At 37.7% G+C, this 25,730-nt stretch carries 27 protein-coding genes; 17 read left to right on the top strand and 10 right to left on the bottom strand.

The window, feature by feature from the left end:
• Window positions 1-4: 4 nt before the first annotated feature.
• Complete coding sequence (locus tag MKY80_RS09800) at window positions 5-391, top strand: hypothetical protein (RefSeq protein ID WP_008175117.1); 387 nt, start codon at window positions 5-7, stop codon at window positions 389-391.
• Window positions 392-496: 105 nt separating this feature from the next.
• On the opposite strand, the gene MKY80_RS09805 is transcribed toward MKY80_RS09800, so the two are convergent.
• Entirely contained in the window at window positions 497-958 is a 462-nt protein-coding gene (locus tag MKY80_RS09805) for a GNAT family N-acetyltransferase (protein WP_008175116.1), read from the bottom strand.
• A gap of 78 nt (window positions 959-1,036) precedes the next feature.
• Here MKY80_RS09805 and MKY80_RS09810 point away from each other — a divergent pair, with 78 nt between their 5' ends.
• Together MKY80_RS09810 and MKY80_RS09815 are read left to right on the top strand one after the other, a co-directional pair.
• Window positions 1,037-1,435, top strand: a complete 399-nt coding sequence (locus MKY80_RS09810) for a pyrimidine dimer DNA glycosylase/endonuclease V (RefSeq protein ID WP_008175115.1) — start codon at window positions 1,037-1,039, stop codon at window positions 1,433-1,435.
• A 16-nt stretch (window positions 1,436-1,451) separates the two neighbouring features.
• Window positions 1,452-2,072 (top strand): HAD family hydrolase, encoded by a 621-nt coding sequence (locus tag MKY80_RS09815; protein WP_342532778.1) that lies wholly within the window; start codon window positions 1,452-1,454, stop codon window positions 2,070-2,072.
• Window positions 2,073-2,109: 37 nt separating this feature from the next.
• Here the strand turns inward: MKY80_RS09815 and MKY80_RS09820 are convergent, their stop codons facing one another.
• From MKY80_RS09820 to MKY80_RS09835, 4 genes are all read right to left on the bottom strand, one after another.
• Window positions 2,110-2,580 (bottom strand): DinB family protein, encoded by a 471-nt coding sequence (locus MKY80_RS09820; protein WP_342532780.1) that lies wholly within the window; start codon window positions 2,578-2,580, stop codon window positions 2,110-2,112.
• 201 nt (window positions 2,581-2,781) lie between these two features.
• Window positions 2,782-2,982 (bottom strand): hypothetical protein, encoded by a 201-nt coding sequence (locus MKY80_RS09825; protein ID WP_342532782.1) that lies wholly within the window; start codon window positions 2,980-2,982, stop codon window positions 2,782-2,784.
• Between the two features lie 189 nt (window positions 2,983-3,171).
• Entirely contained in the window at window positions 3,172-3,399 is a 228-nt protein-coding gene (locus MKY80_RS09830) for a hypothetical protein (protein ID WP_253734783.1), read from the bottom strand.
• A 103-nt stretch (window positions 3,400-3,502) separates the two neighbouring features.
• Window positions 3,503-3,634 (bottom strand): YjcZ family sporulation protein, encoded by a 132-nt coding sequence (locus tag MKY80_RS09835; RefSeq protein ID WP_139150585.1) that lies wholly within the window; start codon window positions 3,632-3,634, stop codon window positions 3,503-3,505.
• Window positions 3,635-4,054: 420 nt separating this feature from the next.
• Between MKY80_RS09835 and MKY80_RS09840 the strand changes: the two genes are divergently transcribed.
• The gene (locus MKY80_RS09840; RefSeq protein ID WP_342532785.1) at window positions 4,055-7,273 is read left to right on the top strand and encodes a collagenase; all 3,219 of its coding nucleotides are present in this window, start codon (window positions 4,055-4,057) and stop codon (window positions 7,271-7,273) included.
• A 180-nt stretch (window positions 7,274-7,453) separates the two neighbouring features.
• Here MKY80_RS09840 and MKY80_RS09845 read toward each other — a convergent pair whose 3' ends face one another.
• Together MKY80_RS09845 and MKY80_RS09850 are read right to left on the bottom strand one after the other, a co-directional pair.
• Window positions 7,454-8,248 carry an SDR family oxidoreductase gene (locus MKY80_RS09845; protein ID WP_090001675.1) on the bottom strand — a complete coding sequence of 265 codons (795 nt, stop codon included), beginning with the start codon at window positions 8,246-8,248 and terminating at the stop codon, window positions 7,454-7,456.
• 30 nt (window positions 8,249-8,278) lie between these two features.
• A complete protein-coding gene (locus tag MKY80_RS09850; RefSeq protein WP_090001723.1) occupies window positions 8,279-9,262 on the bottom strand; it encodes an AraC family transcriptional regulator in 984 nt (327 codons plus the stop codon).
• A gap of 439 nt (window positions 9,263-9,701) precedes the next feature.
• On the opposite strand from MKY80_RS09850, the gene MKY80_RS09855 reads away from it, so the two are divergent.
• From MKY80_RS09855 to MKY80_RS09875, 5 genes are all read left to right on the top strand, one after another.
• On the top strand, window positions 9,702-11,132 hold the full coding sequence (locus MKY80_RS09855) for a hypothetical protein (protein WP_342532789.1): 1,431 nt from the start codon (window positions 9,702-9,704) through the stop codon (window positions 11,130-11,132).
• A gap of 91 nt (window positions 11,133-11,223) precedes the next feature.
• On the top strand, window positions 11,224-11,526 hold the full coding sequence (locus tag MKY80_RS09860) for an RNA polymerase alpha subunit C-terminal domain-containing protein (protein WP_043989877.1): 303 nt from the start codon (window positions 11,224-11,226) through the stop codon (window positions 11,524-11,526).
• Between the two features lies 1 nt (window position 11,527).
• On the top strand, window positions 11,528-12,088 hold the full coding sequence (locus tag MKY80_RS09865; RefSeq protein ID WP_089984672.1) for a DUF4256 domain-containing protein: 561 nt from the start codon (window positions 11,528-11,530) through the stop codon (window positions 12,086-12,088).
• 303 nt (window positions 12,089-12,391) lie between these two features.
• On the top strand, window positions 12,392-12,592 hold the full coding sequence (locus MKY80_RS09870; RefSeq protein WP_008175097.1) for a cold-shock protein: 201 nt from the start codon (window positions 12,392-12,394) through the stop codon (window positions 12,590-12,592).
• A 191-nt stretch (window positions 12,593-12,783) separates the two neighbouring features.
• Window positions 12,784-13,011: a hypothetical protein gene (locus MKY80_RS09875; protein ID WP_043989875.1), complete on the top strand. Its 228-nt coding sequence runs from the start codon at window positions 12,784-12,786 to the stop codon at window positions 13,009-13,011.
• Between the two features lie 200 nt (window positions 13,012-13,211).
• Here the strand turns inward: MKY80_RS09875 and MKY80_RS09880 are convergent, their stop codons facing one another.
• Window positions 13,212-13,334, bottom strand: coding sequence for a YjcZ family sporulation protein (locus tag MKY80_RS09880; protein ID WP_080709324.1), 123 nt, complete (start codon window positions 13,332-13,334; stop codon window positions 13,212-13,214).
• 1,221 nt (window positions 13,335-14,555) lie between these two features.
• Between MKY80_RS09880 and MKY80_RS09885 the strand changes: the two genes are divergently transcribed.
• On the top strand, window positions 14,556-14,738 hold the full coding sequence (locus MKY80_RS09885) for a hypothetical protein (protein ID WP_043989873.1): 183 nt from the start codon (window positions 14,556-14,558) through the stop codon (window positions 14,736-14,738).
• A gap of 217 nt (window positions 14,739-14,955) precedes the next feature.
• Here the strand turns inward: MKY80_RS09885 and MKY80_RS09890 are convergent, their stop codons facing one another.
• Window positions 14,956-15,483, bottom strand: a complete 528-nt coding sequence (locus MKY80_RS09890) for a GNAT family protein (RefSeq protein ID WP_090001672.1) — start codon at window positions 15,481-15,483, stop codon at window positions 14,956-14,958.
• Window positions 15,484-15,741: 258 nt separating this feature from the next.
• Here MKY80_RS09890 and MKY80_RS09895 point away from each other — a divergent pair, with 258 nt between their 5' ends.
• The 6 genes from MKY80_RS09895 to MKY80_RS09920 all read left to right on the top strand — a co-directional run bounded on the left by MKY80_RS09895 (window position 15,742) and on the right by MKY80_RS09920 (window position 23,897).
• A complete protein-coding gene (locus tag MKY80_RS09895) occupies window positions 15,742-16,173 on the top strand; it encodes a BrxA/BrxB family bacilliredoxin (RefSeq protein ID WP_342532793.1) in 432 nt (143 codons plus the stop codon).
• Window positions 16,161-16,949, top strand: coding sequence for a class I SAM-dependent methyltransferase (locus MKY80_RS09900; protein ID WP_089984670.1), 789 nt, complete (start codon window positions 16,161-16,163; stop codon window positions 16,947-16,949). Before MKY80_RS09895 ends, MKY80_RS09900 begins: the two co-directional genes overlap by 13 nt.
• A 64-nt stretch (window positions 16,950-17,013) precedes the next feature.
• A complete protein-coding gene (locus MKY80_RS09905; protein ID WP_342532797.1) occupies window positions 17,014-17,574 on the top strand; it encodes a hypothetical protein in 561 nt (186 codons plus the stop codon).
• 572 nt (window positions 17,575-18,146) lie between these two features.
• Window positions 18,147-18,938 carry a nucleotidyl transferase AbiEii/AbiGii toxin family protein gene (locus MKY80_RS09910; protein ID WP_342532798.1) on the top strand — a complete coding sequence of 264 codons (792 nt, stop codon included), beginning with the start codon at window positions 18,147-18,149 and terminating at the stop codon, window positions 18,936-18,938.
• 586 nt (window positions 18,939-19,524) lie between these two features.
• Entirely contained in the window at window positions 19,525-22,974 is a 3,450-nt protein-coding gene (locus MKY80_RS09915) for an immunoglobulin-like domain-containing protein (RefSeq protein ID WP_342532801.1), read from the top strand.
• 380 nt (window positions 22,975-23,354) lie between these two features.
• On the top strand, window positions 23,355-23,897 hold the full coding sequence (locus MKY80_RS09920) for a histidine phosphatase family protein (RefSeq protein ID WP_043989898.1): 543 nt from the start codon (window positions 23,355-23,357) through the stop codon (window positions 23,895-23,897).
• A gap of 152 nt (window positions 23,898-24,049) precedes the next feature.
• On the opposite strand, the gene MKY80_RS09925 is transcribed toward MKY80_RS09920, so the two are convergent.
• The gene (locus tag MKY80_RS09925) at window positions 24,050-24,682 is read right to left on the bottom strand and encodes a Crp/Fnr family transcriptional regulator (protein WP_342532804.1); all 633 of its coding nucleotides are present in this window, start codon (window positions 24,680-24,682) and stop codon (window positions 24,050-24,052) included.
• Between the two features lie 93 nt (window positions 24,683-24,775).
• Between MKY80_RS09925 and MKY80_RS09930 the strand changes: the two genes are divergently transcribed.
• Window positions 24,776-25,729, top strand: a complete 954-nt coding sequence (locus MKY80_RS09930) for a nucleoside hydrolase (protein ID WP_171364776.1) — start codon at window positions 24,776-24,778, stop codon at window positions 25,727-25,729.
• Window position 25,730: the final 1 nt, after the last annotated feature.

Genomic DNA, 25,730 nt, shown 5'->3' on the forward strand with positions numbered 1-25,730 from the left:
TCGGATGGCTAGTTCCTATTCAGAGGAAAATAGGTTCGTTGTTTATGCACAACCACTGTTTTATCGAGATGGCTATAAGCTTCTAGATGAAGCGATTAACAAAGTGAAAAATTTGTCGAATGTTGCTCAAAAAAGACAATACTTACAGCCGTACTTTACTGATGAAATGATTAATTTAATTATTATGAGAAATGTAACCTATACAGATTTGTCTCCATATACAACAAGTTATAATTATTATTATCCAAAAGAAACAAATATGTATATCTATCGTAGCGAGAGTTTACCTAATCAATCTAAGTACGTTTCTCAGCAGATTTTAATCACGAAGAGAAATAATCAATGGGTAATAGGTTCTTTGAGCGAAAATATGTATGAGCCGATGCCATAAAACGAAATAAACATCAAAAAAGTCGCCCTTTCGTATAGGCGACTTTTTGATTATATGCATCAGAAGGGCTGTGTGCAAGTTTTTCATTGCTTGAGAGAGAGTTCTCTACAACTCAAAGCGCATCGTATGGTTCATATCCTGAAACCCAAGTTTTTCATATAAAGCGATAGCTCCTTTATTTCCAGACAGAACGTTCAACTCCAAATAATCCAATTTGCGAGTATCAGCCCATTTTTTCGCTTCTAGCAGTAGGGCCGTTCCGATTCCTTTACTTTGATATCGCTTTCCAACAATGACATCAATAATAAAAGCGTATTTGTATTCAACCATGCATGTATAACGAGGGGTCGTCATTTCCTTTAGTAATAAAAACCCTACGATTTCTTGATCTTTTTCAGCGATTAAAATATCGGAATCATCCTCGATAATTGTAAAACGAATAAAATTAACATCTTGTTTAGTAGGTCTGATATATTTAGGTTGTAGAATGGACATTTCTAAAAAGAGCTCTTGGTATAACACCTCTATTTGTGGAATGGCATCAAGTGTGGCAATTTTTATTTCCATAGTAATATACCTCCGTTTGTGTTTTACTAATATGGAATATTTTACATGATTGGATGAATAATAGAAAGGGGAGAGAGTATGAGATTATGGCATGTAGATTTAATAGCCTTCCTACCAAAAGGGCAGCTACTTTCTCAATGGCGAGAATTAAACAGTATATTTGCCAAGGAAGATAAGCATATACTCATTAATTATATATACGAATATCCTAAAGACGACTTGTTTATTTATACGGAAATGGTCATTGCTGAAATGAAGAAGCGTGGCTATCAAATTAGAACATTTGAAAAGATGAATAAATACTTTGAGGCGTTGGGGGCAGTCGAGGCAAAAACACCTTTCAAGCAGCATCATAATAGGGAATATCTTGACATTTGTTTTTATAATTTAAAAGAGAAGTATATACGTGGTCAGAAAGATTATGATGAGGACAAGTACCATCAATTATGTATGTTTGTAAACAGCAATCATGTATAGGGAAGGCGGAATGGTCATGCTACAGGCGATTATTTTTGATGTAGATGGGACAATTTTGGATACAGAACAAGCGATTTTACAGTCGCTGCAAAGGACATTGCGTGAGGAAACAGAAAAAGAGTATGATTTGGATGAATTACGGTTTGCCTTAGGTATTCCAGGGAAGGACACATTACGACAGCTAAACGTTGATGATCTAGAGACGGTTCATCAAAAATGGTCTGCAGCTGTACTTGATTTTTCACAGGAGGTTTCGGTCTTTTCCAATATGGAAGCAGTCATCCAATCTTTAGCAAGTAAACCATTACAGCTCGGCATTGTTACATCGAAAACAAGACAAGAAGTAACAGATGAGTTTGATCCTTTTAAGTTAAGTAATTATTTCACGCAAATTATTAGTGCCAGTGATACGGTGCAACATAAACCTCACCCAGAGCCTCTTATAACCTGTCTGGAATTATTGCAAGTAGCCCCTGAAGACGCTATTTATATTGGGGATTCGATATATGATCTGCAATGTGCAAAACAAGCAGGAGTGAAATTTGCCCTTGCCCTGTGGGGGGCCAAAACGACTAAGGGGTATGAAGAGGCAGATTATGTTTTACAGGAACCAACGGATATTTTAACCATCATTTAGAAAAAAGGTGTATCTACTAGTGATACACCTTTCATCATTAATCCCAAATTTTCGGAATCATTACGTTCGCTGATCGTAAATAATCCAATAATTGCCCCGTATGAACTGACTCATGGTAGGCAACCCTCAGCAACATATCTCCCAAATCTCTTATGTATCCTAAATCTGAGCGGTCAATTTGAATACTTGTTAAATCCTCATTCGCGAATGATTGAACCGTTTCCATAAATTCAAGTCGATAAGGCTCTGCTAATAATAGTTCTGCTTCAACAGTGGTGTAAGGCTGGTTTTCAAATGGGGATTCATAATTAGCTAGACTACCTTTATTTTTTATTGCCTGGTAGTAATAATGTTCACTTTCAAGCACATGTCGTATCATCTCGATGCAAGACATTGCCTCATGATCGGGCTTCCAAAGTAACTTTTCTTGAGGGATAGATGTCCATAGCTTAATACTACGTCTACGCACCTCCTCGAAATTTAATACAAGTAGATCAATTGCGTTCATATTCTTCCTCCATTCGCAAGTATAATAAAATTATACACGAATATACGTTCTGTTGGAAGTTATTTCTACCACCTAGAGGCCGATTTTTCAATTGTTTATGTAAAAAATCTATAAATTTGGCTTGCGCTCTTTTTTTCTTCATCATCTGATTGGCTCATTTATTATGTTGAAGGTATTTTCTGATGTGGCGATTGGCGATTGTTAAAAAAATCTGTGGTACCGATCACCTTGGTCTATTTCCTCAAACCAATCATTCTGTCGTAGTCTTTCCATATTGCGATCGATTTTTGTTGTATGTAAAGTGGTAGAACCATTCAATGCATTTGCTAAAAAAGCTAACATGGCTTCACAACCAATCATATGGAAAACTGTTAAACGAATGGAATGGAATTGCCTATTCAATGACCGAAAAATGGGAGGGGCACTCATGGAGAGTACCCCATAGTAACAAATCAGGAGATGCCTTGTTAAACGCTTTTCGCTTAACATTACTATTTATATGATAAGATAACTTGGTTTTATAGACCTTCGTAACGATCCCACCATAAAAAACAGATTTAGATAAATGAAAAAAATTAAACCAGGCACCGATTATTTAGGCGTGCCTGGTTTTTTGTATGAATAAGGGTGAAACTGTTTATGTAATAAGTGGGTGCCAATAAAAATACTGCTGACACCGATAATTCTTACTACTACATTTTGGAGAAATTGCTTGTCGTCTACCGTGATTACGATGAACAAGAGACCCATCGTTAGTAATGCAGAGCCAATGCCCCCTTTTATTATTCTCATAAAGATGTTCGGTTTATCATGCTGCAAAAAAACGAATCGCTCCTTTCTGAAAAGCAAAAGGATCACTAGGCTGGTTTAAGTGACCCTTTCATTATATTGAAGGGATTTTTTTAGGTGCTAAAGGGATGTATTAGTATCCACCACTCATAAAACTAGCGCCAACGATAATTAAAAGAATGAAAAGAACAACGATTAATACAAAAGCTGAACCGTTGTAGCTGCCGCCATTGTCGCCGCCATAATAACAACCGCCGTTGTTCATATTACCTACATTTCCGCTGTATCCGTATCCCATTGAAAATCCCTCCTTTCTACAACCTATAATATGCGGAGGGGAGGGAAGAGAAATGGTATTTACCCTATACTAGCTTATTTATTTTCAAGAATATCATAAATAGAGGGGAATTTCTTTGTTTGTCTAGTGAGACAAAAGGAAAAGAGGGGTATTCTCACTCCTTGTATGGTCGCTCCTTTCTAAAAAGAATCCGCATCTCGGGTTCTTTTTTTAATAAGGGAACGATCTAAATGTGTCTTAGTGTTCAAAATATGGAAGGAAATATTCCTAAATATAACATTTAATGTTGATTTTTTTACATAATATGTTATTTTAATATAGGTAATATAGTACAAAATAATAACTATATTGCCAAAAAAACTACATAGGACTATAGGAGGATATAAAATGAAGAAAAAATTTACATTCAATCACTTGTTAATTGGGGTTAGTACAATGGCCATTTCGTTAGGTGGATTACAGGCGGAAGCATCGGCAGCAGAAAAAACGCCGTATAATGTATTACAAATGAAACCCATTGGCATAGAAATGTCGAAAGATGAAATGGTGCATTCGACAATGGCTGAAGAAACATTATCCTATGAAGAACGTTTAGAAATGGGAGATTTTTCACAACGTCCAGCACCAATTATGGAACAGATGGATACACAGCAATTGCAGGAGCAGTACTCGATGGCAGAGCTTAATAATATGAGCAATCGTGAGCTCATCCATACGCTTGGCAGTATCCGTTGGTACCAAATTACAGACTTATTCCAATTCAATGATGACACAAAAGCTTTTTATCAAAATGAAGAGCGCATGCAAGTAATCATCAATGAATTAGGTAATAGAGGAAGTTCGTTTACGAAGGATGATTCAAAGGGGATCGAAACATTTGTTGAGGTACTACGTTCTGCTTTTTATGTAGCGTTTTATAATAATGAACTAGGTTATTTAAATGAGAGAAGTTTCCAAGATAAGTGTTTACCAGCATTAAATGAAATAGCCAAAAATCCAAACTTTAAACTTGGTACAGATGAGCAAGATAAAGTTGTATCTGCCTATGGAAAATTAATAGGTAATGCTTCTAGTGATGTGGAAACCGTTCAACATGCTACGAACATTTTAAAACAATATAATGAAAATCTTTCTACCTATGAAAGTGAGAATTCAAAAGGACAAGCTATTTACGATATAATACACGGCATTGATTATGATTTGCAGTCTTATTTATATGACACTCGTAAAGAGGCCAATACAACGATGTGGTATGGGAAGATTGATAGCTTCATAGAGGAAGTTAATAACATTGCCCTAATACATAATGTGACGGATAGCAATAGTTGGTTAATTAATAATGGCATTTATTATGCAGGGCGTTTAGGGCAGTTCCATAGCAATCCGAATAAGGGTTTAGAAGTCGTTACACAAGCGATGCATATGTATCCCTATTTAAGTGAAGCTTATTTTGTGGCAGTAGAGCAAATTACGACAAATTATGGTGGACGTGACTTAAACGGAAATACGGTTGATTTACAAAAAGTACGTGAAGAAGGAAAAAAACAGTATCTACCGAAAACATATACATTTGATGATGGATCAATTGTATTCAAAACGGGAGATCAAGTAACGGAAGATAAAATTCAAAGATTATACTGGGCTGCAAAAGAGGTAAAGGCACAATATCATCGTGTAATCGGGAATGATCAAGCACTAGAGCCTGGTAATGCTGACGATATCTTAACCGTTGTCATTTATAACTCTCCCGATCAGTACCGATTAAACCGACAATTGTACGGATATGAAACAAATAATGGTGGTATTTATATTGAAGAGACTGGAACATTCTTTACATATGAACGTACACCTGAGCAAAGTATTTATAGCTTAGAAGAGCTGTTCCGTCATGAATATACGCACTTTTTACAAGGTAGATTTGAGGTGCCTGGTCTATTCGGGACGGGTGATATGTATCAAAATGAGCGACTAACATGGTTCCAGGAAGGGAATGCAGAATTTTTTGCAGGGTCAACACGTACAAATGACGTTGTGCCTCGTAAGAGCATTATTAGTGGATTGTCACATGATCCATCACAACGCTATACAGCTGAACAAACAATGTTTGCGACATATGGTTCCTGGGATTTTTACAATTATTCATTTGCTTTACAGTCTTATATGTATACTCATCAATTCGATATGTTTGATAGAATTCAAGATTTAATTCGCGCGAACGATGTGAAAAATTATGATGCCTATCGTGACACTTTAAGTAAAGATTCACAGCTGAATATGGAATATCAAGCGTATATGCAGCAATTGATCGATAACCAAGAAACATACGAAGTACCACAAGTAGCAGAGGATTATTTAATGCCGCATGAACCAAAAGCGTTAAACGAAGTACAGCAAGAAATTGTCGATATTGCACATGTGAAAGATGCAAATATGACGAAACACCAGTCTCAATTTTTTAATACGTTTACACTCGAGGGAACATATGTAGGTAGTGCAACACAGGGTGAATCTCAAGATTGGAAAACGATGAGTAAGCAAGTAAACCAAATGCTGGAGCAACTGTCTCAAAAAGAGTGGAGCGGCTATAAAACAATGACTGCGTACTTTGTCAACTATCGTGTAAATGCGGCAAACCAGTTCGAGTATGATGTAGTCTTCCACGGTGTTTCCACTGATGACGGAGAAACGCAAGCACCAATTGTACAGGTAAATGGTCCATATACTGGCATGATCAATGAAAAAATTCAATTTAACAGTGATGGGTCAAAGGATACGGATGGAGAAATAGTTTCTTATCTTTGGGATTTTGGTGATGGTGCAACAAGTGAAGCAGCAAATCCTACTCATGTATACGAAAATGAAGGAACTTACAAAGTGACGTTAACCGTGAAAAATAATAAGGGACAAGAAAGTAAAGGGCAAACAACTGCCACTGTACAGAAAGGAGGACAAACAGGGCAAGAACATGCGATGACCATTCCATTTAATAAACCAATAAAAGGTAGTTTGATAGAAAACGATACAAATGTCTATCAATTTGACATTACATCGCTAGAAGAAATAGATATTTCTGTCGTAAATGAAAATCAAATTGGCATGACATGGGTGCTTTATCATGAATCTGATAAGGAAAACTATGTAGCGTATGGACAGGAAGATGGACAGACAATAAAAGGTAAGTACAATGCGAAACCAGGAAAGTACTATTTATACGTTTATAAGTTTGATGATGAAAATGGAACATATACCGTTCAAGTACAAAATAGTACAAAAACGGAGATAGAACCAAACAATCGTCCAGAAGAAGCCACTATGCTTCCATTTCATACACCACTAAGCGGTAGTTTAATGGAGGATGATCATACGGATGTATACGAATTCAATGTTACATCTCCTAAAGAAATAGATATATCTGTTTTAAATGAAAACCAAATTGGCATGACATGGGTGCTTTATCATGAATCAGATAGCCAAAATTATGCGTCTTTTGGACAGGAAGACGGAAACATGATAAACGGTAAATTGAATGCAAAGCCTGGAAAGTATTATTTATATGTTTATAAATTTGAAAATGAGAACGGAACATATACCGTTCATGTACAGTAATGAATTGATAGAAGGCAAATAACAGTATAGAAATATGCTGGCCAAACGGTTGACAAAGCCATCGAGAGTTCACACTCTTGATGGCTTTTATAGCATAAGTTAAAGGGCGGCGACACATAAGGTAGGCAGCTCGACTCGCCGTAGTGGTGACATCGGCTATACGTTTTTGAGCTCTACATATTAAAAGATAGTCGGTACCATACCTCCATCCATACGAATCGGAGAGCCTTTAAAGGCGGAAGCATAGGGACTACAAATAAAGGTAGTGATTCTCCCGATTTCAATGGGTTTGATAAACCTTTGTATTTCCGATTGAGGGAGGTTTGTAGTCATAAATTTGTGCTCTTTCTCGGTAAAGCTCATCTCTTGATTAGTATACATACTATCAATGATTGCATACACATTCTCAGAAAGTGTTGGGCCAGGCATAATTGTATTGACGGTAACCTCTGTTCCTTTTGTTAATTGAGATAGGCTTTTCGACAAAGAGAGGAGCATCGTTTTTGTCATACAATATTGAGGCATTTGCCCAGAAGGCATAATGGCCTCTTCACTCGCGATAAAAATAATGCGGCCGAACTCATTTTCTAGCATTGTAGGTAAGTAAAATTTACATAAACCATTAGCCGCCAGAACATTCGTACGGAAGTATTTTTCCCATATCTCATCGTCAACTTCTTCATAGGACATCATTTCATAAATACCCATATTGTTCACGAGTATATCTATATGGGGATACTTTTCGAATAAAGCTTCTCTTTGCTGGGTATCTGCAAGATCGGCTGTGGCATTTTGAGGAGACGTAGATGGGTAAGCTGACTTTATTTCATTTACAATGCGTTCTACCTCATTATAATTTCGCCCATTAATGAGTACATGAACACCTTCCTTGGCTAGCTCAAAAGCAATGGCTTTCCCTATACCTCTCGTTGATCCAGTAACTAAAGCTGTTTTATTGTTCAATCCCATATCCATACGCTATTTCTCCTTTATTATTATAGTAATTTAAACATTTCTTTCTATATGTTTAGTACGCCAATTTGCTGGTGTATCACCTTCCCAAAGGCGGAAGGCGCGGTAGAACGAGTTTTGATCTTCATAGCCAATTAAGAAGGCAACCTCTTTAATATCAAGAGTGGGGTCTGCTAAATATACCTGTGCCTGCTCATGTCTTACTTTAGTTAACAGATGCTTAAAGCTCGTACATTCGTCTGAAAGCCGACGCTGTAAAGTACGGTCGCTCATCCCTAACTCGCTGGCAACCGTCTGAATGTCTGGGCGTCCTCCCATTAAGCTGCGTTTCATCATCCACTTGACCGTCTCGGTAAGCGTATGGCTTTGTTGGTGCTCGCTCAACGATTGATCTAGAAGCGGAGTCAGCATCTCTAATAGCTCCAAATTATATGAAGAGAAGGGGTGGTCTAAATCCTCTCGATGTAACGTCAACCGGTTCCATTTTGTACCTATCTGGATACAACAACCGAAATAGGCTTCAAGCGTTTGTATATCACCCATTGAATGTGAAAATTCAACGCATTTTGCTGTCAAGGGACTATCCGTTCCTCGCCGTCCAAGCTCAAGAAGAAATGCCAGTGTGATGCCAACAAGCATCGGCGGACCCGACTGCTCCCTATCTGACCATTGCAGCTCGATTGTACAATTCTCTCCCTCCTCAGTAATACGGAGGCTCTCAGGCGGGCACAATTGTTTGTAGCGTGCCATTCTCTTGAGAGCATCACGGAAATCACGAGCATGGTAAGCTGCCAAGACTGTTGGTGGGTAATGATTGCTATCAAAGCTAGTTGCCAGTTGGATGATTCCTTTAGCCATATCGTCAATGTGATCGGCATATGCCTGCCAAATCGCGTAATATTGTGCTAGCGAAACAGTTGGTTCAGTCATCAAAGTGATAGGTAATTGTGCTTTTCGGATGACATCGTGGGGGGCTATCCCTAATTGACGGAGCCCCTCCCAAAATCCTAACGGCATTTTAATACGAGTAGAGGTATGTAACGTCAATGTATCAGGCTCCTTTATTCATTTATTGTCTTTAAGAAGTTGCGTTTAAACGGAACAGTATATATAGTATCTTTTTCATCACGCCATGTAACTAGCAAACACTGACTACCAACTTGCAAATGGCGCCAAATTTTTTTGAATGACAAGGGGGGCATTACTTTTCGAAAATAACCGGTACATATATAGAAGAATCAGAAGGAATTTAATTGTCATCAATTTATTTTGCTACTAGGAACGGATATACATTGTGTACCATAATAATTTCTTTTTTATAAACATCCTTTTTTTCTTAAAGTGTTTAAGTAAAATCAAAATTTTATTAGGTACAGCTTAGCAATATTGGTATAAAGTTGTAAATATAGGAAATTGATATAGATATTATTAAGGTATTGAAAGGTTGTAGCTTTAAATGAAAAAAAGTTATTTATTATTATTATTTTTAGTTGTACTGATGTATGGATGTTCTAACGGAGTAAAGGAGACACCTACTGCTAAAGTTGAGGATGCTGAAAAAATAGTAACAAACGATCAAGAGAGGCAAGTGGTCAATCGTCAATTATACGAAAAACTATCTGAAGCAGTTGAAACATTAGGTTATACATATGACATGCATACTTTTGCAGAAAATGAGCATGATAGAGGAGTTTTATATGCGGAATTAGTCGATTTTGATAATGATGGTGTTAACGAGGTTTATACATTCATGAAAGGAATTGACTACCCATTATCCGCCTATCCTCATCGTAATAAAGATAATTACATACAAGAAATTTGGACGGGAAATGCTAATGGAGAAGATGCGCTGCTATCTTTTTCAAGTGAAATTGATAAATTAGTATATTCCGCTTGTGACATGAATGTTTCTTTAGTAAAGGGGAAGGATGGTCGTACTTTCCTTAAAATGTTTTCCTATCAAATGAGTCAAGGTATTGCTAATAACAACATATGGGTTTACGCAAAGGACCCCAAAAAATCAGAGATGGAATTAGTAGCGTCCGGTAATTTCGGTCATAATAATGAAGGCGATCTATTTTATACATTAAATGATGAGGAAACAGATCGAATGACGTTCGAAGAAGAGTTTGCACGATATGATGGAGAAGAACGTCCCATACTGATTAGTAATTTTGCTGAGAAAAATTACGGTTTTGGTGCTTCAAGTCCAGCCACTATTGTTGGAAAAACCCTTGCAACTCTTTCGCCGAGTGTAAATAATATTGTGGGCAAAGATGAATTACTTGAGAAGGATAAAAAGAAAGAAATTGTTGATGCATTAGATGAATTTAGTAGTATGAGACGCATTAATCATCATGATCCGCAAATCGTTATGTCTTTAGTGTTAGACGTTGTCCAGAAGTACAATATTGATCATGAGTATTCGGAAAATGGCGAAATGGTTTTCGATGGAGCTATCGTTCAAGCGAAATATAAAGAAGCATTCGGTGTTGAACTTGCTATAGATAGTATGAATTTTCCATCGAGAGATAGCCAAGACATTGTAACCTATGAGTTAGGTAAGTTTTATATCTATCCAACTGGCTTTTATTTCGATTCCATTCATCGTAATTATCAGGATGTCTATAAAGTATCAAATGATGTATATTATGTAACATTTCTTGACTCTGAATTTAATAGCTTAGATTATTCCTTAACAAAAGATGTGACGGTCACTTCTGAGGAAATGTTTAAGAAGGACATTGCAAGTTGGCCAATGGATGCTCGGGTATGGCTAAAGCCAGATATACAAAGATATGCGGTGGTTAAATATGTGGATGGAGAACCAAAAGTTCAATATATGGGCGTACAAAATTTAACAGATAATCAATTACAAACGTTTTAAATCGAACAAGTTTTGATACAGTTCTTCTTATCATTCCGACAAGTGAATTATGATACTATAAACTAATAGCATGTATGTTGGAGGGATGATAGTGAAAGCAGAAAAACGTTTAAGGTTTTGCGAAAAAGGACATCGTTTTTACAAAAGCACAGATTGTCCAAGCTGCCCGACCTGCGATAAAGAAAATAAGCCTACGAGTGGTTTCCTTTCAAAACTGAGTTCTCCTGCAAGAAATGCTTTAATTCACGAGGGGATTGATACCTTGCATGAACTATCCAAATACACCGAAAAAGATGTATTAAAAATTCATGGAATTGGACCAGCGTCAATCCCTATGATGAGAGCTTTATTGGAAGAAGAGGGACTATCATTTAAGCGTGAGGGAGAAAACTAAAATGACAAATAAAGAACTATCAGTTGAACAACGCGAGGAACTATTGCAAACATTGCAAGCTCGATTTGAGAAAAATATGAATCGCCACGAAGGCCTTCAGTGGACAAATATACAGGCTAAGCTGGAAGCGAATGTAGACAAACTGTGGTCGCTCCATGAAATGGAAGCAACTGGCGGAGAACCGGATGTCGTTCACTATCATCCAAATTCGGATGAATATATGTTTTATGATTGTTCGGCAGAAAGTCCAAAAGGTCGCAGAAGTGTTTGTTATGACCGAGAGGCATGGGAAGCAAGAAAAAATCATAAACCCGAAACGACCGCAATGGATATGGCAGCAGAAATGGGGATTGAGCTTTTAACGGAAGAACAATATCGAGAGTTACAGCAACTAGGTAAATTCGATTTAAAAACGTCAAGCTGGATTCAAACCCCTGAAAAAATCCGTAAACTGGGCGGGGCTATCTTCTGTGATCGTCGCTACGACACAATCTTCCTCTATCATAATGGGGCAGATTCTTATTATGCAGCTAGAGGTTTTCGAGGATCACTAAAGGTTTAAGTGGAAAATAATCATGAAAAAACAATTTTCTCTAGGTAATCAATTGACTTGATTACCTGAGTTTTTTTAGAAATACACGCAAACATATAACGAGCCAAATAATTGTTTTTGGTTTTTTTTACTTAGTACTAGACAAATGTGATTTTTTATTATACAATGATATTAATAAAATCGGTGCTAAAGAAACAATGAATTCACATATTACAAAGAGTAATCGTGTTTTTTTGATACTTTTTGCAATATGTGAATTTTTTCTTTAACGATGTAAGATTTTATTTAATACAATTAATGGAGGTCATTTAAATGACACAAGGTACAGTAAAATGGTTTAACTCAGAAAAAGGTTTTGGATTCATCGAAGTAGAAGGCGGACAAGACGTTTTCGCACACTTCTCAGCTATCCAAGGTGAAGGTTTCAAATCACTTGAAGAAGGCCAAAAAGTAGAATTCACAATCGAAGATGGTCAACGTGGACCACAAGCTGCAAACATCGTAAAACTTTAATATTTGCATGCTTTCAATACCCATTATCGGGTAATAATAAAACCAGGCGCTCATTTATAATGAGTACCTGGTTTTTTTCTATGGATTACATAAGAACCCTTCAATGGCATGGGGTTTTATTACATTTATATTTTTTTGATTACTTCCACACTATTTATCCCATGATAAAGATAGATGGGGGGTGTTGGTTCATGGATTATGAATATACAGTGAAGTTCCACTTTAACGAAAATCGCGAAGAAGAATATAAAATTAAAACTAATATTGGACAAGAAACTTTTACAGAAGAAGTTTTTAATGGGTTCAACGAGAAACCATGGTATACCTTTACGGAAACAGAACATTTTAAATCGATATTAATAAATACGAAAGACGTTTATAAGGTATCCATCGTGCAACAGACTATACAATTTGATTAATTTTATGTCGAAGGCCACATCCCATGTCGGAGTGGCCTTTTATCATGGCGTTTAGTTTAGTAGTGGGGCAGAAAAAAATAAAAGAGTCACCGGAAAGTGACTCATAAAATAGATAGGTGTATGGATTATTGTTATTACCAGTATTGGAGGATTTATTGTTTTCACGGGACGGATTAATAGGCTGATCCCTATTAAAGATATTAATATGAATTATACAGGAAAGCAGCTCCAACGATTATGAGAAGTATGAATAGAACAACGAGAAGTGCAAACCCTGTACCATTCCCGTAGCCTCCACCGTTACCACCATAGTATCCAGACATAATGATAAACCTCCTTTCGATAATTTATAATATGTATGCCTAACCAGATGATTAGCGATAAATGTCATAGGACACATCAGAAAAAAATTAAAAGTTTAATTCATGAAGGAGAAATTGCAATGGATCCAAAGGGAAACAGATGATTTTTTGAATTATGAAGAGGAAGGGTGTGGGTATTTTTAACGGAGACTAAGTGATTAACATACATTTGTAAGCTGTATGAAAAATCGACGATCAAAAAATGCAAGCGCACGAGCACCTGCTTTGGATAGGGACTACATCCATTTGGACCATCATTACATATTCATTTTTCGCCTTTTTTCTTTTCTTGCATAATAGGTTCTAAGGATGGCATTAAATACAGAAGTGGAAATGATTATATACCACGGAGCCCCAATCTCCCCTGTCGTAATCCGATCATAAATTCCCCAAACCATTACAGTAGCCAATAAAAACACAGCCGTATATCTTTCTGATTTTGGATAAATTTTATACTTTTTATAGTCATGCTCACTAATGATTAACCACCTCTTTCATTTTTTATGGGACTATATTCTATTTGGGGAACCACTAAAATACAAGCTGATGAAGAATGCCAAAAGGAAGCATATGGCTTTTATTTAACCTAATAATGGAATATTAAGTGATTATAAGTATACTATAGAATGTGCCGTAAATAATCAATGGGGGCGATGAAACGGTGTCTTAACTGGGATACAACGTTTTATCTCCAAGATTCTATATGTGCGTAAGGTGGCAGTTACATAATTACGCCAGAAGCCAGACAAGTCACCATCATTTAAAAGAATTCAAGCCCACCTATAAAAAATATATTTTTCACGAAATTGAAATGGGACATAATGAATTTTCGGTACGATCAGGTATGGCGAAAAATTTTTATAGCATGCTTAAATCGGATGTCGGACGTTTGTTATGAACAACTCAATGTCTGATTTTTCCACTCATACGTGGAATCTGTATCCAAATTTATAGTGAGAAATACATCTAGCTGACGTAGATTGAGCCGTGCTTAGTTTAAACTTTATTTATCTCTTAAAGAATGAAGATGTTTGATAGGAAAGGTACGGAAACCACCTTTGTCATTATGGTGGAAAAGAGTGGATAGCTGAAATCGAAGGGGCTGTGAAACGAAAATAACTAGAAGTGGGTCATGGATTTATTCATGTTTTATTATATCTGATTGACATAAGGAGGATTTAAATGAAAAGTTTAGCAGGGACACTATCATTATGTTTTTCATTTACGTTATTCATCTATTTGTTTGGCATAAAAATGGAGCATTCCGTCAAATATGATGCAGGACTCTTTTTCCTCCCCATTATTTTACTAGGGCTTTCACTCTTTTTCTTTATTTCAGATTACAAAATAAATAGTAAAAGTTAAGGGAGGAGGGTCAATGTATTTGCTTAGGGGATGACACTATACTATTCAGTAAAGCGTTAATTGGATGAAGACTTCGAAGCTAAAAGCTGAATAAACTTTTTTAGTAAGCATCCTCTTATGATAATTTGGATGCTTGTTAATATGTATCTAACTGGAGGGCTAAACAATAGTAAAGGGTAAAGTATGAGCCCTCTGTTAGCACAGTAAATAACTAATTCTATTTCTTCAAATCAGAGGCTAACATGCCGTACACAATGCTATCGGTCCATTCATTTTTATTCCAAAAATCTTGTGTGAAATGGGCTTCTTTTCTCATGCCTATTCGTTCACATAATTTTTGTGAAGCAATATTCCGTGCATCCAGTTTAGCTTGTAGACGATGTACGTTAAAAACATCAAATAATTGAACTACTAAACTACTTACTGCTTCGGTTGCCAAACCTTTCCCAGCCACTTCATTAGAAAAGCTATATCCAATTTCAACAGTGTCTTTCATATCTGTATACCATACAGACAAATCACCAATGACTTTATTCTTATAGACAACTGCCAGACTTAACATTGACTCTTGAGAGAGTAAATCATTCGCTAGTTTCTTATTGAATTTTTCCTCCATATTTTCATGAGTCCATTGATTATGTAATAGGAACTTACAAGTATCTTCATTATTATAAATAGCAAATACATCCTGTAAATCGGTATTCTTAAAAGGTCTAATCATTAATCTTTCTGTTGTGAATTCCAAGTTAGTTCGCCTCCCTTTCATTCATTCTACAAAATTAACTAAAAACATACAATGTTCAGGTGCTTAATAGAAAACCTTACATACTAGTGAAAAAATTGACCCTGTGCCTTGCGATGTTTACTGAAAGTTTGAGGGTGGGCTCATATAATTAAATATGCTCCTCTCGTTACACCAAAATCGAAAAAGCATGTCTTTGTACATTCACACAAAACCTTGCTATAATAAGGTTTGCGAATACATATGAAAGAGGGTAAAAGCATGAACGCTTATGATGAATATATGAAGCAGGTTGTGAAACCGATGCGTGAGGAGCTAGTGGGAGCTGGGTTTACGGAGCTGACGACGGCTGATGCGGTAAATGAATTTATGGCAGAGACGAAGGGGACTTCGTTAGTAGTCATTAACTCGGTGTGTGGCTGTGCGGCAGGGCTTGCTCGTCCAGCAGCGCGTGAGGCGATTGCGGCAGTGAAGCCGGATCATCTTGTGACAGTGTTTGCGGGGCAGGACCCAGAGGCGACTGAAGCGATGCGCGGTTATTTTGATGAAGTACCACCAAGCTCACCTTCCATGGCGATTTTAAAGGATGGAGAATTGGCTTACTTTATTCCACGTGAACAAATTGAAGGCTTCCCTGTGGAGCAAATTGTTTCCCATTTAACTGGCGTGTTAGAACAAACATGCGAGCAATAAATACGATTGTAACAACAGCGGGCAGACCAGACGATGAATCGATGGCGCTCGCTGCTTTTGCGTGTCAAACATTAGGGGCTGCATTTGAGCCGAGGAAAAAGCGCTCTGTTCGGAAGATGTCACAGGCGTTTCAGGCAAATATTATAGTGGCGGGGAAAAATCGCTATGATTATTATGCTTTTGGGGCAGAGGAGCCGTTTTTCTTCCATCCTAATTCTGCAGCATTTCGCTTAAAACGGATTGCTCGAGGTGAGGCAGAGCCATTTTTAGAAGCCGCACAGCTACAGCTAGGAGATACAGTGCTAGATTGTACGCTTGGACTAGCGGCCGATGCGATGTTAGCCGCTTATACTGTTGGGGAAAAGGGGCGTATTGTAGGCCTAGAAGCAAATCCAAATGTCGCCTTTATTGTCGGGCAGGGAATGCAAAATTATGATACAACAGAGCTACCGTTAACGGCTTGTATGCGACAAATTAAGGTCGTTCAGTCCGAGGCAGTTCGTTATTTAAAAACATTGCCAGCGAATGCGTTTGATGTCGTTTATATGGATCCAATGTTCGAGGAAACTATTGAAGAGTCCAATAATTTCGAGGCATTGCGCTTAGCGGGTGAGCATGTTACTTTAACCGATGAATGGGTGCAAGAAGCGAAGAGGGTCGCGAAAAAGCGTGTAGTGCTGAAGGCTCATTTTAGATCAGAATGGTTTACGAAGTATCATTTTCAGCAATATGAGCGAGTGACAGCTAAGTTTCATTATGGTGTTCTCGAAGTATAGGGGCTTGTTTTAAGACAGGCCTCTATTTAATTATAGGGAAATAATAAGGAGGCTCCAAATCCATATGACGAATAGCGAAATTAGAACCCCTTTTGAACTAGATTTATTAGCCAAAGCACAATCATTGAAAGCTACAAAACCTCCGAGTCCGTGGGAGCATGAAACGATAATTTCTGCCAATGGTGTACTAGCCTGTGGTTGGGATCAAGATGAAAATATCATTCTCATAAGTGGGTCGGGCTATAGTATCACTGAACCGATAACGGGTCTTTGTCTTCATCGTGAACGAGATGCGGAATGGACGGAGGACTGTGTCAGTGAGGACCGCTTAACCTTTCACTATCCGTTAACAAAGAAACCTACCTCCATTTTTGGCTTGGAAGCGGGGGATGGGATACATGTGACATTAGATGGCTGGCAGGTTGAAGTCATTTACCCATGGTGGCCACGGGCAACAGTAGTCCTCGATTATCTATTTACACCCCGTTATAGCTATTTAAGTAATGCTACAGCTATTGATATACAGCGTTTGGATGGTGCTATAAAATGTGGATTTTCTCCTTCTGGTAAACATTTAATGATGATGGGATCAGGTGGTGCCTTAATCTATTCGAGAAAAGAATGACATTCCATTTGGTAACTCTATTTATTTTTGAACGATAATTTGGTTGGTGTTTGAGAGATTTTATAATTAGTGCTTTACATTTTTAATGTAGAGTGCTATAATTAAAGATGTGCTATTTTAGGTGGCATATTTCAGTAATCTGGCATTCTGCTTTTTGTTTTTGTAGATACTTATTCACACTGGCGCATGCTTTGGGGCTGCAAGGACGCAAAAGATGGTAGGGTTTGCGTTGCTTAAGTTAGAGAGCACACAGTGGAATTTTACCGCGGTGATGAAACAACTATTGTTTCAAGATAATATTCCCCAGATGATTGGGTTGAGACTTTTACAATTTACGAAAATGTTACCTATAAATACTAAAGGGGTAGTTTCGCATGAGCGAGGCTGCCCCTTGTCTAATTGTTGGACGCTGTCGCATGAGTTGCTGGCAGTTTTTTTGTTGCCAAAATTATGCTGGTATACATTACCGTTTACTATGCTAGTAAAATAAGTAATAATAAAAGCAAGAATTTTAGTAAAAGTCTAAATTCTATAGTTAAAAATCTGAAAAATCAAAAAGGTGAGGGAAGTTTATGGAGAAAATCAATACAATAACAGCAGATGTAATTACGCAATTAACAAAAATAGCAGAAATGAAGAAAGTAAGCATTGAGCAACTAGTAGCATTTTATTGTCAGGAAAGACTTCTCTACCGTTTATCAATATCATCCCATTATGATCAATTTTACATAGAAGGGGATCTTTTCTTCTTTACATTAGCTGAAGGAGTAGGGATGCCACCGAATGAACTAACACTCACAGCACGAAAAAGCGCGTATCAACACGACATAGTCCAACAGGCATTTACAGAAATTTGTTCGTTCGAAATACAGGAGGACGGCGTTCAATTTTTAGAAAATGACATCGAAAGTATAATAACGGATACGAGTATTCAATTAAAAATACCAGCAACATTGGACACAATCACTACATACATAGAAGTTAAAATAACCTTTATAGAAAATCGAATAGCACCAACGACCTATACTTTCCCGTCGATGCTAGACTTGAAGCCAGCGGAGCTCTCTACCTCTTCAGTCGAATTTGTAGTTGCCCAAGCCTTGCTTGACATTTTCCAATATCCCTCTATGACTTCAAAAATAGTAGAAGATATTGAGAGGGTATTACAAACACAAAACATAGAGGGTCGTAAATTACAGGCTTATCTTGAGGAATTGTCTGACCAACGTCACCTGACATGGGAGTCAACGCCTATACTAGAAAAAGGAATTGTTAAACAATTTTTCAACCCAATATATGAAGTCCTATTGGCAGATGAAGAGTTTTTTAAACAGTGGAATGGTACGGAGCAAGCTTGGCAATAACGATAGAAACCCTGCGAACAATAAAAAGTTCGCGGGGTTTTTCATAAAATGATTTCGTATAACTGGAAAAGGGAGATGATCAAAACGCATTTTGCTGGGGAGCAGTCGTTGCGCTATCTTATCGCTAGTTGTACAAAAGACGTGCATAGAGCACTTTCAATAAATTATGTGTAAAAATCATTAAAAAGAGCTTTTTGCCATGAGAAAATATATGAATCTGTACTAAGTCCCGCTTGAAAAACTACTATAGAAATATGATAATTTGTCGGTAGCATCAGGAAAAATTTCAGGTGCTACCTTTTTTATAGGTTCGCGGATGACTATTCTCGTAGGTTTCTTGTTTTGAGAGTAGTTGAAGTGGTCGTGTGAATGAAGCATTTTAGGGTTTTAAGTTACGGATTTTTACTGACAGTCCGCTTTACATTAGATGCTATACAAAAATCTATTAATTTTGAATGTTAATTTGCTAATCATTAACATTATTCAGTATTACTCTTTTTTTTTCTATAGTATAGTGAAAATGTATGTATTTCTATAATGATACATAGAGAAAAACGGCAAATAACGTAAAGGAGGGCGTTTATATTTGAAAAAAATAAGTAACATCTTCATCATTTTATTATTATTTAGTTTATCTTGGGGGGATATGTCTGCCAATGCAAATGATACAAACGATGATGATTTTGTTGTGACACCTATTGATTCGGATGTCATGATAACTGACTATACAGGACAAGCGGAAGATATAGTCATTCCAGAAACAATTAATGGTCTTCGATCTGCATCGGCTGCTGATACGCTTGACCAAACATCCGGAGCGGGGGACCCGGGTGGAATCTTTCGAGCGCACGGAAAAGGTCAAAGCTTTACGGCAGGCTTGTCCGGTTATTTGAATAAAATTGATCTGTATATGGTAGATTACGGAAGCTCAGGTATTGTTTTTACACTTAGTATTTATGATGGTGAAAGTGTTTCCGGAGCTGCTTTGGCAACTGCGACATTTAGGAGCATTGATATCCCTTACAATCCAGGGGGCTGGGTGAGCGTATTTTTCGATCAGCCTACGCAGGTACAAGCGGGACAGCAATATACGATGCTGTTAACTTCCTCAATCGGCGATACGCCGCAAACGGCTTGGAAGGTTTATACTTCCAACGTATATGGAGGGGGACAAGCCTATACGGAAAACAATTGGACAAATTATGACTTCGGCTTTAACACCTATGTCGGACAATCACCAAGGGATTATACAACTACGCTCGCAGTGTCTCCTTTGAATGGTACATACGGCCAAACGGTAGTTATTTCGGCAATGCTGACAACACCTGATGGGCCTATCGTAGGAAAGAGAATTAATGTCTCCATTAATGGAAGTTCCATAGGTTTTATTACAACCAATTCAGCAGGTATTGGTTCCGGCTCCTATTCACTTAGACAAGCTGCGGGAAGCTATGAATTGAAAGTATCGACAGAAGCTTCGTATCCTTACCCTGCGGCAGAACAGACAACAACACTTACGGTCAACAAAGCCCCGCTTACTGTAACGCCTAACAATGTTACTAGACAATATGGAACAACTAATAACAATTTCACACTGAACTATAACGGCCTGATGGCATGGGACACAGCTGCTTCGATCGGGCAACCAGTGTATTCGACAGCAGCTGTTACTTCAAGCCCAATCGGCATTTATAATATAACAGCCAGTGGTTTGGCATCAACGAAGTACACAATCACTTATTCGCCAGGAACTTTAACTGTAATACCAGCGTCTTTAACCGTCATGGTTGCCAATCAATCCCGGGCATATGGACAAAGCAATCCGTCTTTGAGTGGTTCAATTACTGGAATTGTGAATGGAGATGAAATTCTAGCGTCCTATTCGACAGCAGCAACCGAATCAAGCCCAGTGGGATCGTATACAATCATTCCGTCCTTAGCTGATCCCGAAGGCAAGCTGAATAATTACCAAGTTGTTATTGAGGAGGGAGTGCTAACAGTTAAGAAAGCTGAGCTTCATGTTGCATCGGATTCGATATCACGCTGGGCAGGTAAAGCAAATCCTCCATTCACTGGCAATCTTACAGGCGCAGTTGCCGATGACTCCATTACGGCAAAGTATGATTCACTAGCGAGGGAAGATAGCGCTGAAGGTGTTTATGATATTACTGCACAGCTTCTTGATCCATTGAACCGTTTATCCAATTACGAGGTTATAAAAGACTTAGGCCAGCTAACCGTTTATGCTGCTCCAAAGCCAGTGTTCGCCATAGGAGAAACGTCCAATGCAGTGAAGTCAAATGTTGGGTTACCAAGTGCAGATGATGCAGGGCGTCCGATTCGCTGGACGTCTTCGGACAACAGCTTACTTAATGCAACAACAGGAGCCGTGCAGCGGCCGGCTTACCCAGCTGGCGACTCAGCCATAACGCTAGAGGCAGAGGTTGATGCGAATCAGACAACTTATAAAATCCGATATAACCTAACGATTTTAGCTACCGATATGATGGATAAAGAGGCAGTGGCTCGAGACATAAAGCTACTTGCGATTGGTTACACAGCTGGTGATGACGAAAAGCACGTACGAAATCGGTTGAGTCTTCCAGTTACAGGGAAGAATGGTTCTTCCATTACATGGACTTCTAGTCGGGCAGAACTGATTAATCCTGCTGACGGTTCAGTTTCTCAGCCATCATCTGGAAACCAAACAGTTACCCTCACAGCTACGGTAACAAAAGGGCTGGAATCAGAGAGTCGACAGTTTCATTTGATTGTTTTAAGGAATAATACAAATGTTGAGGAGCCGAAAGAACCTATTAAAGAACCTATTAAAGAACCAATTAAGGAACCTACTAAGGAATCTGAACAGCTACAATCGGAATTTCACATTGATTTCATTGACCAAAATAATCAAAAGGAAAGAATGAACCTTACCCAGTCTCAAGTGAAATCTGGCTTTATTGAGCTCGATAAGAAGACAGCAAAGGGATATTTCGAGGTGAGCGGAGAAACGGCACACAAATTACTCAAGTTGAATCCTTCGTTTGCGTTTCAAATAACAGCGGCTGGTGGGATAATGAAACTGCCTGTCTCTGAATTGATTGCTTCTGCAAAGAACCAATTTGTAGGGAAAAATAGCGATAAAATCAACTTTTCAATTTACGTTGGAGAGACGGAAGCTCCAGTTAATTTATTAAATGATCTAAAATCTCGAGGTGCAAAATTATTGTCTGGCCCTATTCAATTTGAAATTATTATGAGTATTGGAGACGAAGCCGGTATTGCTATCAAACAATTAGGTAGTAAGGTTGAAAGACGCATTGTCGTTTCCGAGAACCCTCCAGATACGATTGTAACGGTATGGAACGAGCAGCTTAAGCAAATGAAATATGTTCCGGTCCGTTATGAAAATATCGGAGGCCAAGTCTATGCGTTGCTTCCCGTCAGCAGTGATGGCTTGTACTTAAATATTGGTAACCAACAAACTTTTACTGATATGAAAAGACATTGGGCCAAAAAAGAAGCGGAAAAGTTGGCTTCAATGCTTATCTTTGAGGGAAAAGGACAGGGAATCTTTGACCCGAATGCCCACTTAACGCGTGCGGAGACAGCAGCACTATTGGTCAGGGCAATAGGCATCCCAGAGCCGGCACATCCTGCAGCATTATCTGATATTTCTGGTCAATGGTATGTAGAGGAGGTTTCCTCTGCAATAGAAGCCGGATTTGTGAATGGGTATGAGGACGGTAGTTTCCGACCGAATGAATATGTTTCAAGGGAAGAACTTGCGGTCATCCTTTCGAGAGTACTTGAATATGGTAGCAGCACTCCTTCAAATGCTTCTGTAAACTATTCGATATCTCTCAATGATTCAAAAGAAGTATCCAATTGGGCTACTGAGGCAGTGCAAAAAATCATTTCCAACGGTATTATGATAGGTGATAATGAAGGTGATTTTAAACCACATCAAACTGCATCCCGTGCTGAAATGGCAATAATAATGAACCGTCTTCTTAACAAGCTAGGATATATGTAAACACGCCGTTGGAGCGTCATTTAACAGTTGTCAATTATACTTAGTAAGACATTTGAACATAAGTAGATTTGGTTTAAAAGAGCATCATTCCTGAAAAAGAATGATGCTCTTTAATTTTGAATGAGAATATTTGAGTCTTATAGGCAACTCTTTTTTCTTTATCGAATTATCAGTGCAGGGTGATTGATTTGGTGTTAAATTACATTTCTTGAAACTCATTTCATCCAGATTCGTTCTATAAAATGGATCATAAAAAAGGATAAACCATATATTTTTGGGAATTTCATTGAAATACCTACTCTAATATATTGTTCCTGCTAAATAATACATGAGGTGAGTGATTAGTGGCATTTGTTAAGGGGAAAACGACGTTTATTTATATGGTGAGGCACGGTGAATCTCCGTATGAGGGAATTGACCGAACAAGAGGGTTAACTGTGAACGGCCAATTAAGTGCTCAAAGTATAGCTGATTTGTTAAGGGGTGAGGGAATTGATACTATAATATCCAGTCCATATACTCGGTCCATTTTAACTGTTGAGCCATTAGCTAAACAACTGAGTCAAGAAGTTATCGTTTGTGAAGAATTAAAAGAGCGAATTTTTTCATCAGAAGAAAAGCGATTACCTGATAATGAGTTATTTCCGCTATTAGAGAAATCCTTCTTGGACCCCAATTTAGCATTAGAGGGTGGAGAATCGAATAACGAGTGTCAAAAAAGAGCTGTTAAAGTTTTAAAAGAGCTATTAAATACCTATGAGGGGCAAAAAGTAGTAATAGGAACTCACGCATTAGTCATGACCTTGATGATGGGATACTATCATGAAGCGTACAATTTAGATTTTTTGCTACAAACAACCAAGCCCGATATATACAAAATGGAATTTAACCGACAGGAATTAGTAGGGGTGAAGAGGCTCTAAGAATGTAGTAAGGACGGTTAATACATGTTTCCTTAGGTAATGGACCAAATTAGATGAAGCAAAAAAAAGTCGGTATCCTGAGCGCACAGGAAACTGACTTTTTTATGTGCTGGAATAATCTACTGTTGCCAAATGAAAACAAATCGAAAACTTTATAAAAAATGATTAAGGTGTTTTTCTAGTTCTTCTAATGAATGAATAGAGAATTTTTTATTTTTATAATGTATAAGGCCCTCATTGATGCACTGACTGATTGAACGATTTAGGCTTCTAATAGGGGCACAGACCTCGCTTGATAAAATTTGCTTTGTAAGATGGTCTAAATCACCGATTTTATAGTGATTATGTATGCTTAATAAAATACGGTCTTTAACAGTTAGCAATGATAATTTTGCTGTAGTATCTGAGCTTAATGTTAACTTGGAGGCAAGTTGTTTCACGATATAAACATTAAAATTAAAATCGATTTTCATCCATTCATACACCTTTGTTTTATGGATAGCTATCGTTTCACAATTTTGTTTCGCGATTACACCGAGTGTTTTCATCTTTTCATTAAAAATTTCTATTTCCCCAAAACAACTATATGCATCATAAATATAAAGCGACAGCATCGCTCCCTCATAGGATTGTCTATACACTTCTGCCGTTCCTGTAGTTAGGATATAAAGATAATTATTTTGTTCATGCGGGTGAATGATAGGGCTGCCTTTTGTATGTTTTCTATAAATAAATTCTTTCTTAATATGCGCTGGTGCATCATTCACAATAGCTTGAAAATCCATATGTTCACCATCTTTTTAGTTTTGGTCATTTGACCTATTTTCATTATAGATTGAATTATATAATCAGAGCAAATATGAATGGGAGGTCTTGTTATGAGGAAATTAATTATTGATACAGATACTGGAAGTGATGATGCAGTAGCCTTAATGATGGCATTAAAATCAACTAATCTAAAAGTAGAGGCGATCACCACTGTTTGTGGCAATGTCCCGATTGAATTAGCGACAAAAAATGCACTAATGACCATTGAGGTCGCGAATGGTCAAAAGCCACCGCTTTATGTTGGAGCAGCCAAGCCACTTATGCGGGATTTAGTTACAGCTGTGAATGTTCATGGTGAAGATGGAATGGGCGATTGTCATTTAATACATCCCACACTTTTGCCAGAAAGCAAGCATGCCGTCGATGCGATCCTTGAATTGATTGAAAATAACCCTGGTGAAATCGAAATTGTAACGATTGGTCCCGTTACAAATATTGCCCTTGCTATATTGAAAGCACCAGAGACAATGAAAAAGGTCAAGCATATTTACACAATGGGTACTTCTGGCTTTGGCCCTGGAAATACTACACCTGTTGCTGAATTTAATGTGTATGTAGATGCAGAGGCCTATAGTATTATGCTCAATTCTGGTATACCTACTACCATCATTGGATTTGATGTATGTTTAGGCGAAGCAGCATGGAATAAGGAAGATATGGATGTATTACTGGCAAGCGGTAAAGAAGAGGCTGTGTTCTCTGTTCAATGTAACCGTTCCTTGCTTGCGTATAATTTAGAAAGAAGTAATGAACATATTGTTGATTTACCAGATGCCGTTGCAATGGGTGTTGTATTATGGAATGAAATCGTTGTGGAGGACAAATTATGCTATTGCTATGTGTGTACGACAGAAGCTGCTGCCTATGGTCAAGTAATCTTAAATGACGGTAGTAAACTTGCCATTTCGGATGGATTTGCCGGGCACACGCCTAATGCCACAGTTTGTAAGACTATTGACAATGCATTATTCAAGAAACGTCTAATAGAATTATTGATAAGTTAAT

The organism is Lysinibacillus sp. FSL R5-0849 (genome assembly GCF_038595075.1).
Lineage (GTDB): Bacteria > Bacillota > Bacilli > Bacillales_A > Planococcaceae > Lysinibacillus > Lysinibacillus fusiformis.

Coding starts and splice junctions, on each gene's coding strand:
- MKY80_RS09885 (WP_043989873.1), top strand. CDS start 14,556: ATGAAAAGTTTAGCAGGGACACTATCATTATGTTTTTCATTTACGTTA.
- MKY80_RS09925 (WP_342532804.1), bottom strand. CDS start 24,682: ATGGATTTTCAAGCTATTGTGAATGATGCACCAGCGCATATTAAGAAA.
- MKY80_RS09845 (WP_090001675.1), bottom strand. CDS start 8,248: ATGGATATGGGATTGAACAATAAAACAGCTTTAGTTACTGGATCAACG.
- MKY80_RS09905 (WP_342532797.1), top strand. CDS start 17,014: ATGACGAATAGCGAAATTAGAACCCCTTTTGAACTAGATTTATTAGCC.
- MKY80_RS09855 (WP_342532789.1), top strand. CDS start 9,702: ATGAAAAAAAGTTATTTATTATTATTATTTTTAGTTGTACTGATGTAT.
- MKY80_RS09840 (WP_342532785.1), top strand. CDS start 4,055: ATGAAGAAAAAATTTACATTCAATCACTTGTTAATTGGGGTTAGTACA.
- MKY80_RS09810 (WP_008175115.1), top strand. CDS start 1,037: ATGAGATTATGGCATGTAGATTTAATAGCCTTCCTACCAAAAGGGCAG.
- MKY80_RS09900 (WP_089984670.1), top strand. CDS start 16,161: ATGCGAGCAATAAATACGATTGTAACAACAGCGGGCAGACCAGACGAT.
- MKY80_RS09865 (WP_089984672.1), top strand. CDS start 11,528: ATGACAAATAAAGAACTATCAGTTGAACAACGCGAGGAACTATTGCAA.
- MKY80_RS09820 (WP_342532780.1), bottom strand. CDS start 2,580: ATGAACGCAATTGATCTACTTGTATTAAATTTCGAGGAGGTGCGTAGA.
- MKY80_RS09850 (WP_090001723.1), bottom strand. CDS start 9,262: ATGCCGTTAGGATTTTGGGAGGGGCTCCGTCAATTAGGGATAGCCCCC.
- MKY80_RS09835 (WP_139150585.1), bottom strand. CDS start 3,634: ATGAACAACGGCGGTTGTTATTATGGCGGCGACAATGGCGGCAGCTAC.
- MKY80_RS09920 (WP_043989898.1), top strand. CDS start 23,355: ATGGTGAGGCACGGTGAATCTCCGTATGAGGGAATTGACCGAACAAGA.
- MKY80_RS09805 (WP_008175116.1), bottom strand. CDS start 958: ATGGAAATAAAAATTGCCACACTTGATGCCATTCCACAAATAGAGGTG.
- MKY80_RS09910 (WP_342532798.1), top strand. CDS start 18,147: ATGGAGAAAATCAATACAATAACAGCAGATGTAATTACGCAATTAACA.
- MKY80_RS09930 (WP_171364776.1), top strand. CDS start 24,776: ATGAGGAAATTAATTATTGATACAGATACTGGAAGTGATGATGCAGTA.
- MKY80_RS09815 (WP_342532778.1), top strand. CDS start 1,452: ATGCTACAGGCGATTATTTTTGATGTAGATGGGACAATTTTGGATACA.
- MKY80_RS09870 (WP_008175097.1), top strand. CDS start 12,392: ATGACACAAGGTACAGTAAAATGGTTTAACTCAGAAAAAGGTTTTGGA.
- MKY80_RS09880 (WP_080709324.1), bottom strand. CDS start 13,334: ATGTCTGGATACTATGGTGGTAACGGTGGAGGCTACGGGAATGGTACA.
- MKY80_RS09875 (WP_043989875.1), top strand. CDS start 12,784: ATGGATTATGAATATACAGTGAAGTTCCACTTTAACGAAAATCGCGAA.
- MKY80_RS09895 (WP_342532793.1), top strand. CDS start 15,742: ATGAACGCTTATGATGAATATATGAAGCAGGTTGTGAAACCGATGCGT.
- MKY80_RS09800 (WP_008175117.1), top strand. CDS start 5: ATGGCTAGTTCCTATTCAGAGGAAAATAGGTTCGTTGTTTATGCACAA.